Genomic DNA, 14,805 nt, shown 5'->3' on the forward strand with positions numbered 1-14,805 from the left:
TCGGCCGTGGAGCACATCCATGCACGTTCCCCACGGCGCCCGACGCTCCGGCGCGGCGCGCGTCACCCTGCTCACCGAAGGCACCTACCCGCACAGTCACGGCGGCGTGAGCGTCTGGTGCGATCAGCTCGTCACCGGCATGCCCGACCTCGACTTCGACGTCATCGCCGTCACCGGCACCGGCCGCGAACCACTTGTCTGGGACGTCCCCGCGCACGTCGGCCGGGTCGTCTCCGTCCCCATGTGGGGGCCCGCGCCGCAGGGAGCCGCGCCCCGCGGGCGGCGGCGCAACCGGCTCGCCGCCGACTACGAGCGGTTCGTGAGCGCGCTGCTCGATCCGCGCGCCGAGGACGGGTTCGGCCCCGCGCTGTACCGGCTGGCGCGGGTCGCCGCGGACGGCGGGCTCAGTCCGTTCCTGCGCGGGGACCGGGCGATCGCCGTCCTCACCGCGGTATGGAACCGGCCGGGGCTGCCCGTGCGCGAGGCCCGGCCCAGCCTGCACGACGCGGTGACCGCGACCGCGCTCCTGGAGCACGCTCTGCGACCGCTGGCCGCGCCGTGCCCCCGACAGGGCGTGGCGCACGCGGTCAGCGGCGGTCTCGCCGTCCTGCCCGGCCTGGCCGCACTGGAGCGGCACGGGGTGCCCTTGCTGCTGACCGAGCACGGCGTCTACCTGCGCGAGCGCTACCTCGGCTACCGCACCGGCCCCTACCGCTGGCCGGTCAAGGCACTGCTGCTCGGCTTCTTCCGGCTGCTGGCCGAGGAAACCTACCGCCGGGCGGCCCTGATCACCCCGGGCAACCGCTACAACCGGCTGTGGGAGGAGCGGGGCGGCGCCGCACCGGAGTCCATACGCACGGTCTACAACGGTGTCGACCCCGCCGCGTTCCCGCCCGCCGGCCCCGAGCCCGCGCAGCCGGTCCTCAGCTGGGCCGGACGGGTCGACCCGATCAAGGACCTGGAGACCCTGATCCGCGCCTTCGCCCTCGTGCGGGCCGAACTGCCCGATGCCCGGCTACGGTTGTTCGGCGGCACGCCGCGCGGCGGTGAGGCCTACCGGGAGCGCTGTGAGGCGCTGGCGGCGGAGCTCGGACACGGTGACGCGGTCACCTTCGAGGGCCGGGTCGAGGACATCAAGGACGCGTACGCCGCCGGGAACGTCGTGATGCTGTCCAGCATCAGCGAGGGATTCCCGTTCACTCTGATCGAGGCCATGTCGTGCGGGCGGGCGACCGTCTCCACGGACGTGGGCGGCGTCCGGGAGGCGGTCGGCGACACCGGGCTCGTGGTGCCGCCGCGCGATCCGGCCGCCATGGCCGCCGCGGCGCTGGAGCTGTTGCGCGACGCCGGGCGGCGCCGGGCGATGGGCGAGGCGGCCCGGCTCAGGGTGATCGAGCAGTTCACCCTCCGCCGGACCATCGACACCTTCCGCTCCATCTACCTGGAGCTTTCGGCGTTCGGCGGCGCCGCCCCGCGCACGGCGATCGCCGACGGAGCACTCGCGACGGCGACCGGGACACCGGTGAGGAGTGCGACCGGATGAGCGGTCCCATGGGCCTCGAACCGGGCGGCCCCGAACAGGACACGCTGACCCTCCGGCTCGCGGGCGAGCGCGCCCCCCGCCCGCGCGAGTCCGACCGGCACACTCTCGCGCTCGTCCGTCCCGGCCACGCCGTCCGGCGCGACGCGGTCGACCGGCTGGCCGCCGAGCTCGCCGACCGCATCGCGCCCGCCGTCCACGCCTACGAGGTGGCCGCGCTGCTGGAGTCCGAGGGACTGACCGGCGAGGTGATCGCGGACCGGTACGGGCACCGCGACCTGTTCTCGCTCGCCACGGCCCTGTACGAGCGCGTGCCGCGCACCTTCCCGGACCCCCCGCGCCCCGCCGACCCCTGGCGGCCCGACCACGTGCGGTGCGCACTGCGGGGGGCGTTGTTCGCGCTGCCGGGCCTGGCCTACGCGCTCGCCGGGCACTTGCTGCCCGCGGAAGGGACGGTGCGGGCCCTGGTGGTGGCCGGCCTCCTCTCCTGGGCGTGGAACCAGGCGCTCGGCCACCGGGCGTACGCACGCCTGGCGACGGGGCGACGGGAGGCCGGCCGTACCCTCGCGAAGGGAGCGCCCGTGGGTGCCGCCGCGGCGACCGCGGCCGGGGTGGCCCTCGCCGGGTCCGGGGCGTCGGCCCTGACGGTGGCGGTCCAGTCGGGGTATCTCGCGGCGGCCGGTGTACTGCTGGTGCTGGGCCGGGAACGGCTCCTGCTGGCCGCGCTCGCACCGGTGATCGCCGGCGCGGCGACGCTGCCGTGGTGGGAGCCCGGCGACGTCCTGCGGGCGGTGCTGCCCCTGCTGTCGCTCCTCGGCTCGGTGGCCGCGGCGGGGTGGGCGCTGCGCGGCGCCCTCGCGACCGCGCCGGCCGCGGACCCCGCCCGCCCGCACCCGCTGGGTTCACTGCCGTACGGCCTGTTCGGGCTGGCCGCCGGGGCACTGGTGTTCCTGGCGGGCCGTCACCACCCGTGGGCGGTGGTCGTGCTGACGCTGAGCATGGGACCGGCGGAGTGGCTGCTGTACCGGTACCGGGGTCTGTCGGTGGCGGCGCTGCGGGCCACGGCCACCCCGGCCGGCTTCCGGGTGCGGTCCGCCGCCGTCCTCGCCGGCTGCCTGCTGGCCTACCTGGGTCCGCTGGTGCCCGCCGCGCTGCTGGTGGACGCCGATCCCGTCACGCTGCTCCTTCTCGCGGCGGTGCTGTGGACCTCCCTGCTGCTCCAGGCCTTCGGCGTGGCCTGGACGCCGGCCCTCCTGTGTCTCGCCGCGGCCGCCGGCGCCGGCACGGTCGTCCTGGCCGGGCTGCCGCCGGACCCGGCGACCGCCCTGACCCTGTGCTGCGGAGTCGCCGGGCTCTGTCTCGCCGCGTGCGTACTGCGGCTGCTGGGTCGGCCGGCGGCGCATGCGTGAGGCCGCGGCGGAACCGCCATACCACCACCGAACCCGCGCGAGCTCCCCACCGCGCCTCGCCACCCACCGACCACCGACCACCGACCACCGACCGGAAGGACCCCGCGTGACCGCCACACCGCTCGCCGCCGTCACCGGAGCCGAGGGCTTCATCGGCTCCCACCTCACCGAGGCACTCGTGGCCTCCGGGCACCGGGTGAGGGCCATGGCGCAGTACAACTCCTTCTCCTCCTACGGTTGGCTGGAGACCCTCTCGCCCGACGTGCTCGGCCAGGTCGAGATCGTCCTCGGCGACGTACGCGACCCCGGCTCGGTCCGCGGTCTGGTCGAGGGCGCCGACTGCGTCTACCACCTGGCCGCCCTCATCGCGATCCCGTACTCCTACCAGGCACCGCACAGCTACGTGGACACCAACGTCACGGGCACCCTGAACGTGCTGGAGGCGGTTCGCGCCCAGGGCACGCCCCGGCTGGTGCACACCTCCACCAGTGAGACCTACGGCACCGCGCGGACCGTGCCGATCACCGAGGACCACCCGATCAACACCCAGTCGCCGTACGCCGCTTCCAAGGCGGGCGGGGACCGGCTGGCGGACAGCTACCACGCCAGTTTCGACACACCGGTGGTGACGCTGCGGCCGTTCAACACCTACGGTCCCCGGCAGTCCATGCGGGCGGTGATCCCGACCGTCATCGGCCAGGTGGCGGCCGGCGAGCGGACCATCACCCTCGGCGACCTGCGCCCCACCCGGGACTTCACCTTCGTCAAGGACACCGCGCAGGCGTTCCTCGCGGTCGGCACGGCGCCCGCCGAGCGGGTGGTGGGCCGTACCTTCAACGCCGGTACCGGCGGCGAGATCTCGGTCGGCGACCTGGTGGCGCTCATCGGCAAGGTGATGGACACCGCGCTCGACGTACGCGAGGACGAGCAGCGGCTGCGGCCCGCGAACTCCGAGGTGATGCGGCTGGTGGCGGACGCGACCCGGCTGCGGGCGGCGACCGGCTGGTCCCCGGCGCACGACCTGGTGCAGGGCCTCGCGCACACCGTGGAGTTCTTCCGCGACCCGGCCAACCTCGCCCGCTACAAGACCGGCATCTACAACATCTGACCGCGCGATCCGACTACGACCGGCACGTGACCCGAGGGGGAATTCCATGCACGCAGTGATCCTGGCCGGCGGCAAGGGCGTCCGGCTGCGGCCCTACACCACCGCGCTGCCCAAGCCGCTCGTGCCCATCGGCGACCAGCACGCCATCCTGGAGATCGTCCTGCGCCAGCTCGCCGGCGCCGGATTCACCGGCTGCACCATCGCCATAGGCCACCTCGGCGAGATCATCCGCGCCTACGTCGGCGACGGCTCGCAGTGGGGCCTGACCGTCGACTACTCCACCGAGGAGAGCCCGCTCGGGACTATGGGGCCGCTGCTCACCATGCGCGAGCGGCTGCCGGAGCACTTCCTGGTCATGAACGGCGACATCCTCACCGACCTCGACTACGCCGACGTCCTGCACCGGCACCGCTCCTCGGACGCGCCGCTGACCATCGCCACGTACGCGAGGAAGGTGCACATCGACTTCGGCGTGCTGACCACCGACGCGAGCCGGGTCGTCGCCTTCACCGAGAAGCCGAGCATGGACTACCGCGTCTCCATGGGCGTGTACGGACTGACCCGGTCGACCCTCGACGGCTACACCGCCGGACTTCCGCTGGGTTTCGACGAGTTGGTGCTGGACCTGCTCAAGGACGGCAATCCGCCGCACGCCTACGACTTCGACGGCTACTGGCTCGACATCGGCCGTCCCGACGACTACGACCGGGCCAACGCGGAGTTCACCAGCCGCAAGTCCCTGCTGCTCAAGGGAGCCTGAGCACCGCATGCGCATTCTCGTCCTGGGTTTCACCGGCTATCTGGGCGGCCACGTCGCCGAGCGACTGCGCGCCCTGCCCGGCGCGCGGGTCCTCGGCGGTGGCCGCTCCCCCGCCGCCGACGTACCCGTCGACCTGGCCACCGACTCGGCCGAACGGCTCGCGCGGGCGCTGGCCGAGGCGGACGTCGACACCGTCGTCAACTGCGCGGGCGCGACGGGCGGCGACCCCGTGGCGCTAGCCGAGCTCAACGCCCGCGGCCCCGCCGTGCTGTGCGCGGCACTGCGCCGGACGCGTCCAGCGGCCCGCCTGGTGCACCTGGGTTCCGCCGCCGAGTACGGGCCGGGCACCGGTCGGGTCGCCGTGGCGGAGTCCGCGCCCACCCGGCCCCTCACCGTGTACGGCGCCACCAAGCTGGCCGGCACCGTCACCGTCGCCACCTCGGGCCTGGACGCGGTGGTCCTGCGGGTCGGCAACCCGGTGGGCCCCGGCGCGCCCTCCACCGGCCTGCCGGGCCGGGTCACCGGACTGCTCCGTGCGGCCGGCCAGGACCCGGAGGCGGTGGTGCCGCTGGGAGACCTGTCGGCGTTCCGGGACTTCGTCGACGTACGCGACGTCGCGCGGGCGGCCGAGCGCGCCGTGACCGCGCCCGGCCCGTTGCCGCCCGTGCTCAACGTCGGCGGTGGTGAGGCCGTGCCGGTGCGGCGGCTGGTGCGGACGCTCACGGACATCGCCGGCTTCCGCGGCCGGATCGAGGAGCAGGGCGCCGGTTCCGCACGCTCGGACCAGGTGTCCTGGCAGTGCTCCGACATCACCGCCGCACGGGCCGTCCTCGACTGGCGGCCGTCGTACACGCTGGACGAGTCGCTGGCCGCGCTGTGGTCGGCCGACGCCCGGCCACCGTCCCGTGCCCCGGAAGGCGACCGTCCGTCGTGAGCCTGCTGATCCCGCTGTACGTCCACCCGGCCGAGGACCCGGGCGCCTGGCACCGGCTCATCACGGCGGCCGACCGCACGTACGGGGTCGTCCTCAACCCCGCGAACGGGCCGGGCGAAGCGCCCGATCCCGCCTTCGCCGCGGTGGCCGGCGCGCTGCGTACGGCGGGCGCCCGGCTGCTCGGCTACGTCGACACGGACTTCGGTACGCGGGCAGCGGCCGAGGTCGCCGAGGACGCCCTGCGGCACCGCCAGTGGTACGGGGCCGACGGATGCTTCCTGGACCAGGTGAGTTCGGCAGCGACCGAACTCCCCGCCTACCGGGCCCTGGTTCGCGCGTTGCGCCGGCAGGGCTCGGCGCCCGTCGTACTCAATCCCGGGGTTCACCCCGCACCGGGTTACGCCCGCATCGCCGATCTGGTCGTCACCTTCGAGGGCCCCTGGTCCGTCTACGTGTCCGCGTTCAGCCGGCCGGACTGGACGCTGCGGTACCGGCCGGAGCGGTTCTGCCACCTGGTGTACGGGGTCCCCGAGGCGCTGTCCCCGCTCGCCGTGCGCACCGCGCGGGAGCGTGGGGCCGCGGTGTCCGGGCCGGTCACGGGCGGGCCGCCGAACCCGTGGGCGCGGCTGACACCCGTACTGACCGGGGTGGAGCCATGAGGCGCGGGGTACGGGCGTGCGCCGCGCTGCTCACCGCGCTGGCCGTGGCGGTGGTGGCCGGGTGTTCCGGTACGGACGGCACTCCGCCGCCGGGCCCCTCGGCGACCGGAGTGTGGCAGCCCCGGCCCGGCCTGGCCTGGCAGTGGCAGCTCGACGGGCGGGTGGACCCGTCCGCCGACGTCCCGGTCTACGACATCGACGGCTTCGAGAACGGTGCCGACGACGTGGCCCGGCTGCACCGGGCCGGCCGCAAGGTGATCTGCTACATCAACGTGGGCGCCTGGGAGGACTTCCGTCCCGACCGGGACGCCTTCCCCCGCGAGGTGCTGGGCGAACCCAACGGCTGGCGGGGCGAGCGCTGGCTGGACATCCGCCGGCGCTCCGTGCTGCGGCCGATCATGGAGCGGCGGTTCGACATGTGCCGGGACAAGGGCTTCGACGCGGTGGAACCCGACCTGGTGGAGGGCTACGGCGACGAGACCGGCTTCCCGCTGACCGCGCGGGACCAGCTGGCGTACAACCGCATGATCGCCGCCATCGCCCACGAACGCGGTCTCGCGGTGGGCCTGAAGAACGATCTGTCGCAGATTCCGCAGCTCGTGGACGACTTCGACTTCGCCGTCAACGAGCAGTGCGCCCAGTACGGCGAGTGCGCGCGGCTCACCCCGTTCGTGGCGGCGGGCAAGGCCGTTTTCCACGTGGAGTACAGCGGGCCGACCCGGCGCTTCTGTCCCGATTCGCGCAGGCTCGGGCTGTCCTCGATGCTGAAGCGGCCGGAGCTGGGGGTCTGGCGCGAGCCGTGCTGACGGTGGTGCGGGGGGCATGCGGCAGGATGGGGACATGAGCGTAGTCAAGATCAACGTACTGACCGTCCCGGCCGAGCAGCGCGAGACGCTGGAGAAGCGCTTCGCCTCGCGGGCACACTCCGTCGAGAGCTCCGACGGCTTCGAGTGGTTCGAGCTGCTGCGTCCGGTGGAGGGCACCGACAACTACCTCGTCTACACCCGGTGGCGTGACGAGGCGTCGTTCCAGGCATGGATGGAGGGCCCCATGAAGGCCGCCCACCAGGGCGGCGGCGCGGAGGGCGGCGAGCGGCCGAAGCCCGCGGCGAGCGGGTCCACTCTGTGGTCGTTCGAGGTGGTGCAGCAGGCGGCTCCGAAGGAGGCGTGAGGCGGCGGTGGCGGCCCCGGTCCGAGTCGGGGCCGCCACCGTGGTCAGCCGAGCTGCACCAGGAGGTCGCCGCCCTCGACCTGCTGGATGCGGTTGATGGCGAGCCTGCTCACCGTGCCGGCCTTCGGGGCGGTGATCGTGGCCTCCATCTTCATCGCCTCGATGGTGGCGACGGTGGCGCCGGCCTCGACCTCGTCCCCCTCGGCGACCGCGAGGGTGACCACGCCCGCGAACGGCGCCGCGACGTGGCCGGGATTCGACCGGTCGGCCTTCTCGGTGACCGGCACGTCGGAGGCCGCCGACCGGTCGCGGACCTGGATCGGGCGGAGCTGCCCGTTGAGCGAGGACATCACGGTGCGCATACCGCGCTCGTCGGCGTCGCCGACCGCCTGGAGTTCGATGAGCAGCCGCACGCCCGGGTCGAGGTCGACCGTGTACTCCTTGCCGGGACGCAGCCCGTAGAAGAAGTCCTTGCTGTCCAGGACGCTGGTGTCGCCGTAGGAGGCACGGTGGGTGTCGAACTCGCGTGCCGGTCCGGGGAACAGCAGCCGGTTCAGGGTCGCCCGGCGCTCCTTGGCCAGCCCCGTGCGGTCGTCGGCGGACAGTTCCGGCACCGGCTTGGCGTCGGCACGGCCGCGCAGCGCCTTGGTGCGGAACGGCTCGGGCCAGCCACCGGGCGGGGTGCCCAGCTCGCCGCGGAGGAAGCCGATGACGGAGTCGGGGATGTCGAACCGGTCCGGTTCCGCCTCGAAGTCCGCCGGTGAGACACCCGCGCCCACCAGGTGCAGGGCCAGGTCGCCGACCACCTTCGAGGAGGGCGTGACCTTCACCAGCCGGCCCAGCATCCGGTCGGCGGCGGCGTACATGGCCTCGATGTCCTCGAAGCGGTCGCCGAGACCGAGCGCGATGGCCTGGGTGCGCAGGTTGGAGAGCTGGCCGCCGGGGATCTCGTGGTGGTAGACCCGGCCGGTCGGTGCGGCGAGGCCCGCCTCGAACGGGGCGTAGACCTTGCGGACGCTCTCCCAGTACGGCTCCAGGTCGCCGACGGCCTGGAGGTCGAGGCCGGTGGGCCGCTCGGTGTGGTCGGTGGCGGCGACGATCGCCGACAGGGAGGGCTGCGAGGTGGTGCCCGCCATGGACGCCACGGCTCCGTCCACGGCGTCCGCGCCGGCCTGGATCGCGGCGAGGTAGGTGGCGAGCTGGCCGCCGGTGGTGTCGTGGGTGTGCAGGTGCACCGGCAGGTCGAACTCCCGGCGCAGGGCGGACACGAGGGTCGCCCCGGCCGGGGCGCGCAGCAGCCCGGCCATGTCCTTGATCGCCAGGACGTGGGCCCCGGCGTCCACGATCTGCTCGGCGAGCCGCAGGTAGTAGTCGAGCGTGTACAGCCGCTCGTTCGGGTCGGACAGGTCGGCCGTGTAGCACAGGGCCACCTCGGCGACGGAGGTGCCGGTCCGGCGTACGGCGTCGATGGCGGGGCGCATCTGGTCGATGTCGTTGAGGGCGTCGAAGATGCGGAAGACGTCGATGCCGGTGGCGGCTGCCTCCTCGACGAAGGCGTCCGTCACCTCGGTCGGGTAAGGGGTGTAGCCGACGGTGTTGCGGCCGCGCAGCAGCATCTGGAGACAGATGTTGGGCACGGCCTCCCGCAGGGCGGCCAGCCGCTCCCACGGGTCCTCCGCGAGGAAGCGCAGCGCGACGTCGTAGGTGGCGCCGCCCCAGCATTCCAGGGACAGCAGCTGGGGCAGGGTGCGGGCGACGACCGGGGCGACGGCGAGCATGTCCTTGGTGCGGACCCGGGTGGCGAGCAGCGACTGGTGGGCGTCCCGGAAGGTGGTGTCGGTGACGCCGATGGTGGGCGATTCGCGCAGCCACCGGGCGAAGCCCTCCGGACCGAGTTCGGCGAGCCGCTGCCGGGAGCCGGCCGGGGGTTCACCCGCGTCGGCGGGCAGCGGTGGCAGCTTGGTCAGCGGGTCGGCGAGTTCGGGGCGTTCGCCGTGCGGCTTGTTGACCGTGACGTCGGCGAGGTAGGTGAGCAGCTTCGTGCCGCGGTCGGCGGAGTGGCGGGAGGTGAGCAGGTGCGGGCGCTGCTCGATGAAGGACGTGGTGACCCGACCGGCCTGGAAGTCCGGGTCGTCCAGCACCGCCTGGAGGAAGGGGATGTTGGTGGCGACACCGCGGATGCGGAACTCCGCCACGGCGCGCCGGGCGCGGTTGACGGCCGTCGTGAAGTCCCGGCCCCGGCAGGAGAGCTTGACCAGCATCGAGTCGAAGTGGGCGCTGATCTCCGTGCCGGCGTGGGTGGTGCCGCCGTCGAGGCGGATGCCGGAGCCGCCGGGTGAGCGGTAGGCACTGATCTGCCCGGTGTCCGGGCGGAAGCCATTGGCGGGGTCCTCGGTGGTGATGCGGCACTGCAGGGCGGCGCCGCGCAGGGAGACATTCTCCTGGGCGAGGCCGAGGTCGCTCAGTGTCTCGCCGGCGGCGATGCGCAGCTGGGACTGGACGAGGTCGACGTCGGTGACCTCCTCGGTGACCGTGTGCTCGACCTGGATGCGCGGGTTCATCTCGATGAAGACGTGGTTGCCTTCGCGGTCGACGAGGAACTCCACGGTGCCGGCGTTGCGGTAACCGATCTGCCGGGCGAGGTTCACGGCGTCGGCGCAGATTCGCTCGCGCAGCGCGGGGTCGAGGTTCGGGGCGGGCGCCAGCTCGATGACCTTCTGGTGGCGGCGCTGGACCGAGCAGTCCCGCTCGAAGAGGTGGATGACGTCGCCCTCGCCGTCGGCGAGGATCTGGACCTCGATGTGGCGGGGTTCCACGACCGCCTTCTCCAGGAAGACCGTGGAGTCGCCGAAGGCGGAGGCCGCTTCCCGGGAAGCCGCCTCGATGGCCTCGCGCAGCTGGGCGGGCTCCTCGACGCGGCGCATGCCGCGCCCGCCGCCGCCCGCGACGGCCTTGACGAACACGGGGAAGCCGATGTCGTCGGCGGCGCGGACGAGTTCCTCCACGTCGGTGGAGGGCGCGGAGGAGCCGAGGACCGGTACGCCGGCCTCACGGGCGGCGGCCACGGCGCGGGCCTTGTTACCGGTCAGTTCGAGGATCTGCGCGCTCGGTCCGACGAAGGTGATGCCGGCCTCTTCGCAGGCGCGGGCGAGTTCGGGATTCTCGGACAGGAACCCGTACCCCGGGTACACGGCGTCGGCTCCGGCACGGCGGGCCGCGCGGACGATCTCCTCCACGGAGAGGTACGCGCGCACCGGGTGTCCCGGCTCCCCGATCTCGTAGGCCTCGTCGGCCTTCAGCCGGTGCAGCGAGTTGCGGTCCTCGTGCGGGAAGACGGCGACCGTGCGCGCGCCGAGCTCGTAGCCCGCACGGAACGCGCGGATCGCGATCTCCCCGCGGTTGGCGACCAGCACCTTGCGGAACATTCTTGATCCCTTCAGCCTGCCGGGTGACGAGACCATGGTGTCGGCGCCACCTCCGGTACGCCATGTGAGCCGGGCCACTCACGGCCCCGATTTACACCGCTCGGCAGGGCCGGGACCTCAGCGGAGTTTGGCGGCTCTTTTAGGGCTTCTTGAAGATGACCCTCGAACGGCGTTTGCGCGCCCGACGCGTCCTAGGCTCTCGAACACCCCCCACAGTCCCGGTGGACGCGGTCGCGTCCACCGGGCACGGGGCCGTGCCAGCCGATCGACAGACCGAGGTGTCCTGCATGGGTTCCCGCCGAGCCGCTCGCCCGTCCCGCTCCCACGCCCGCCCCCGCGGCGGGCTCAGGAGACGCGGTGCCGTGCTGGCCCTGGGCGCCGTCACCGTGACGGCGGGCGTCGGAATCACCCTGGCCGTCGCGGACGGTGAGGACGGCAAGGCCGCGGACCGGGTGACCGCGAACAGTGCCGGAGAGGCGCCGGGTGCCGAGGACGCAGCAGGCGGTGCGGCGCCGCTCGTCTCCGGCCCGGTGAGCCCGAGCGCCACGGCGAGCGGCTCGCCGAGCGCGAGCGTGGGCCCGAAGGAGAAGCCGACGAAGTCGGCCAGCCCCTCCCACAGCCCGGTCAAGAAGGCCGAGGCCGCGTCGGAGGCTCCCGCGAGGACGACGGCGAAGAGCGGCAGCGTCCGGCCGGCGAGCGGTGGCGGCGACACGGGGGCGGGCGGCACCGGGGCGGCTTCCGGTGCGGGCTCAAGCTCCGGTTCCGGCGGGGCGGGCGGGCCCGAGGCGCAGGTCCTGGCGCTGGTCAACGAGGAGCGGGCCGCGGCGGGCTGCTCGCCGGTCACGGCGAACGACCGGCTGACCCGGGCCGCCGACGACTACAGCGACGTCATGGCGAGCAGCGGTGTGATGTCCCACACCGGCCCCGACGGCTCCACGATGACGACCCGGGTCGAGGCCGCCGGATACCAGTGGTCGACGCTGGGCGAGAACATAGCCAGGGGGCAGGCGGACGCCGCCTCGGTCATGGAGTCCTGGATGAACAGCCCCGGCCACCGCGCGAACATACTCAACTGCTCCTTCGAGGAGCTTGGCGTCGGCGTCCACTTCGGCGACGGCGGCCCCTGGTGGACGCAGAACTTCGGCGCCGGCCGCTGACGCCGGTCACCGGCCCCCTGCGCGGTCCGCGCCGGCCAGTACGAATGACACCCGCACCCGCGCGCCGCCCAGCGGAGCGCGGGTGATCGTCAGTTCGCCGTCCGCCGTGCCCGCCGCCCTCGCCACGATGTCCAGACCCAGACCCGTGGAACCGCCGACGCTGACCCCCCGGGTGAGCGCCGCCTCAGGATCCGCCACGCCCGGTCCGGCGTCGTCGACCGTGAGGAACACGTGCCGGTCGACCCGCTCCACGCGTACGGCGAAGGCGGTGCCCTCGGGGGTGTGTCGGAAGACGTTGCCGATCAGGGCGTCGACGACGGCCGCGAGATCGTCCTCGGGGAAGGCGACGGGCGACGGGCGCGGGGTGAGCGAACGCTCGTAGGGCCGGCCCTGCTGGGTGGCGAGGACCGACCAGAAGTCCAGGCGCATCGCGACCACCTCGGCGACGTCGCACGGTTTCGCCGCGCCCGCCCCCGCACCTGCCAGGTGCGCAGACGCCAGCGGGGTCCGGGCGGCGGCGATGACCGAGTCCAGCTCGCTCTCCAGCTGGCCGGCCGCCTCCGTGACCCGCCGGGCGCTGGGGGTCGCGCCCATTCGGTCGGCCTCCAGGTAGAGGGCGGTCAGCGGGGTGCGCAGCCGGTGCGAGAGGTCGGCGACCAGTTCCCGTTCGACGGCGAGGAGGTCGACGACCCGGTCGGCCATCGTGTTGAACGCCGCGCCGGCCTCCTGCAGCTCGGGCGGGCCGTCGGGTTCCACGCGCACGTCCAGGTCGCCGGAGCCGAGGGCCAGTGAGGCGCGCTTGAGGCCGCGGGAGGAGCGCACCACTCGGGCGCCGAGCCGGTCGGCGACCAGCACCGAGCCGCCGACCAGACCCAGCGCGAGGAGCGCCATCACCCCCCAGGAAGCGGCCACGCCCCGGGTGAGGTCGGCGGCGGGCACGAAGGCTTCCACGACCGCGACCCGGTCGCCCCGCAGGACGACGGGCTGGATGTAGACCCAGCCGTCCTCCGTGTCGACGGCCAGCGTCTCGCGCCCGCGCACGGCCCGGTCGAGCGCATCGCGGGGAGCGTGCGGGGTGCCCACGAAGCCGCCGTCGGGCAGCCGTACGACGAGCTGGTCGGCGGAGCCGAGTTCGGCGACGGCCTGCTGGACGTCGGCGCGCCGGGTGGTGAGGGCGAGCACCGGGGACAGGGCGGAGGCGCGCTGCTCGGCGGCGGTGGTGACCCGGTCCCGGGCCTGTTCCCGTACGAGGAGGGCGAGCGGGATGAGGAAGGACAGTGCCACCATCGAGGTGACGGCCAGGGCGATCCCGGCGAGGGCACGTCTCATGGCGAGCTGACCAACTTGATGCCTATGCCGCGCACGGTGTGGAGGTAGCGGGGCTTGCGCGCCTTTTCTCCCATTTTGCGGCGGAGTGCGGAGAGGTGGACATCGACCGTCTGGTCCTCGACGTACGGCTGCTGCCACACCTCGGCCAGTATCCGCTGCCGGGAGATGACCTGGTCGGCGTTGGCGGCGAGGTAGGCGAGCAGGTCGAACTCACGGCGGGTGAGCGGTAGCTCCCGGCCGGCGAGGTGCGCGGTACGCGCGGTCCGGTCGATCCGCAGGTCGGCGACCTGGAGGACGGGCCGCCGCGCCGCCCGGACGTCGGCGGGCACGGACCGGCGCAGCACGGCGGCGAGCCTGGCCGCGAGCTGGCCGCCGGAGAACGGCTTGACCATGTAGTCGTCCGCCCCGGCGTTGAGCAGCCGGATGATCTCGCTCTCGTCGTCGCGGGCGGTGGCGACGAGGACCGGGACGCGGGAGATGCCCCGGATCATGCGCAGCACGTCGAGACCGTCGAGGTCGGGCAGGCCGAGGTCCAGCACCACGATGTCCGGCGGGCTCTGGGTGATGTCGCGCAGCGCCTCGAAACCCTGGTGGGCGGTCTTGACCGCGTAGCCGTGTCCGGTCAGGACCTCGATCAGCGCGGCCCGGATCACAGGGTCGTCCTCGACGACCAGTACGGAGGCCATGGGCAGGCACGTTAGCCGGTCCGTCACTATGGTGTCGTGTCCCGCCTCCTGCGCTACCTGATCATCTGGCTGTCGTGCACCGCGGCCAGTGTCACGGCTGTCATCATCACGATCCACTTCGTGGTGGGTTCGACGCGGCCGACCGCGCCGGTCGCTCAGTCGGCGCCGAGTGAGCCGCCGCAGTCCCCCCGGCCCAGCCCTTCGAGGACCGCGGAGCCCTCGCCGAGCCCGTCGGCGACCAGCCGCGGGCCCAGCCCGGCGCCGTCCCGGAGCAGTGCGAAGCCGCCCGAGCCGAGCCCGCCGCCGACACCGACACCGACCGCCCGCACCGCTCCGCCGATGACGCCGACCGTCGGGGGCGGCACGGGGTGCGAGGAGGGCGGCGCCGGCGTCTACACGGTGCCGTCAGAGGGCGGCAAGGCGACCGTGCGGTTCGGTGACGTCGGGGTGTGCCTGATCTCGGCGGTGCCGAACCGGGGGTTCACGGTGAGTACGGAGCAGAGCGGCCCGCAGACGCTGACGGTGACGTTCTCGGCGAGCCGCCACCGGTCGGAGATCACGGCCACGACCCGGCCGCAGAGCCGGGCCGACGTCCGCGAGGTGTCGTGGTGACACCGCTCACAGGCAT

Annotated in this window: 14 protein-coding genes; 10 read left to right on the top strand and 4 right to left on the bottom strand. The window is 73.6% G+C overall.

From position 1 onward, the window contains the following. Positions 1-19 precede the first annotated feature (19 nt). The 8 genes from pelF to IE142_RS08890 all read left to right on the top strand — a co-directional run bounded on the left by pelF (position 20) and on the right by IE142_RS08890 (position 7,580). Entirely contained in the window at positions 20-1,543 is a 1,524-nt protein-coding gene (gene pelF, locus IE142_RS08855; protein ID WP_191885177.1) for a GT4 family glycosyltransferase PelF, read from the top strand. Further along, positions 1,540-2,949, top strand: a complete 1,410-nt coding sequence (locus IE142_RS08860; RefSeq protein ID WP_191885178.1) for a hypothetical protein — start codon at positions 1,540-1,542, stop codon at positions 2,947-2,949. The genes pelF and IE142_RS08860 overlap by 4 nt, the downstream gene beginning before the upstream one ends. Positions 2,950-3,055: 106 nt before the next feature. Next, positions 3,056-4,057 carry a GDP-mannose 4,6-dehydratase gene (locus IE142_RS08865; protein WP_191885179.1) on the top strand — a complete coding sequence of 334 codons (1,002 nt, stop codon included), beginning with the start codon at positions 3,056-3,058 and terminating at the stop codon, positions 4,055-4,057. Positions 4,058-4,103: 46 nt separating this feature from the next. Further along, positions 4,104-4,817, top strand: coding sequence for a nucleotidyltransferase family protein (locus tag IE142_RS08870; RefSeq protein WP_191885180.1), 714 nt, complete (start codon positions 4,104-4,106; stop codon positions 4,815-4,817). Positions 4,818-4,824: 7 nt separating this feature from the next. Next, entirely contained in the window at positions 4,825-5,751 is a 927-nt protein-coding gene (locus IE142_RS08875; RefSeq protein WP_191885181.1) for an NAD-dependent epimerase/dehydratase family protein, read from the top strand. After that, positions 5,748-6,410, top strand: coding sequence for a spherulation-specific family 4 protein (locus IE142_RS08880; RefSeq protein ID WP_191885182.1), 663 nt, complete (start codon positions 5,748-5,750; stop codon positions 6,408-6,410). Before IE142_RS08875 ends, IE142_RS08880 begins: the two co-directional genes overlap by 4 nt. Next, a complete protein-coding gene (locus tag IE142_RS08885; RefSeq protein ID WP_191885183.1) occupies positions 6,407-7,216 on the top strand; it encodes an endo alpha-1,4 polygalactosaminidase in 810 nt (269 codons plus the stop codon). Before IE142_RS08880 ends, IE142_RS08885 begins: the two co-directional genes overlap by 4 nt. Before the next feature lie 34 nt (positions 7,217-7,250). After that, positions 7,251-7,580 (top strand): antibiotic biosynthesis monooxygenase family protein, encoded by a 330-nt coding sequence (locus IE142_RS08890; protein WP_191885184.1) that lies wholly within the window; start codon positions 7,251-7,253, stop codon positions 7,578-7,580. A gap of 44 nt (positions 7,581-7,624) precedes the next feature. Here IE142_RS08890 and IE142_RS08895 read toward each other — a convergent pair whose 3' ends face one another. Beyond that, positions 7,625-11,005, bottom strand: coding sequence for a pyruvate carboxylase (locus IE142_RS08895; protein WP_191885185.1), 3,381 nt, complete (start codon positions 11,003-11,005; stop codon positions 7,625-7,627). 287 nt (positions 11,006-11,292) lie between these two features. Between IE142_RS08895 and IE142_RS08900 the strand changes: the two genes are divergently transcribed. Beyond that, complete coding sequence (locus IE142_RS08900; RefSeq protein WP_191885186.1) at positions 11,293-12,162, top strand: CAP domain-containing protein; 870 nt, start codon at positions 11,293-11,295, stop codon at positions 12,160-12,162. Positions 12,163-12,168: 6 nt separating this feature from the next. Here IE142_RS08900 and IE142_RS08905 read toward each other — a convergent pair whose 3' ends face one another. From IE142_RS08905 to IE142_RS08915, 3 genes are all read right to left on the bottom strand, one after another. After that, entirely contained in the window at positions 12,169-13,491 is a 1,323-nt protein-coding gene (locus IE142_RS08905; RefSeq protein ID WP_191885187.1) for a sensor histidine kinase, read from the bottom strand. Next, a complete protein-coding gene (locus IE142_RS08910; RefSeq protein WP_191885188.1) occupies positions 13,488-14,177 on the bottom strand; it encodes a response regulator transcription factor in 690 nt (229 codons plus the stop codon). Before IE142_RS08910 ends, IE142_RS08905 begins: the two co-directional genes overlap by 4 nt. A gap of 155 nt (positions 14,178-14,332) precedes the next feature. Beyond that, positions 14,333-14,542 (bottom strand): hypothetical protein, encoded by a 210-nt coding sequence (locus tag IE142_RS08915; protein ID WP_191885189.1) that lies wholly within the window; start codon positions 14,540-14,542, stop codon positions 14,333-14,335. Between IE142_RS08915 and IE142_RS08920 the strand changes: the two genes are divergently transcribed. Further along, complete coding sequence (locus IE142_RS08920) at positions 14,517-14,789, top strand: hypothetical protein (RefSeq protein ID WP_191885190.1); 273 nt, start codon at positions 14,517-14,519, stop codon at positions 14,787-14,789. The two genes, IE142_RS08915 and IE142_RS08920, sit on opposite strands and share 26 nt — an antisense overlap. Positions 14,790-14,805 lie beyond the last annotated feature (16 nt).

The organism is Streptomyces mutabilis, from assembly GCF_014649815.1.
In the GTDB taxonomy this organism is placed as follows: Bacteria; Actinomycetota; Actinomycetes; order Streptomycetales; family Streptomycetaceae; genus Streptomyces; species Streptomyces mutabilis.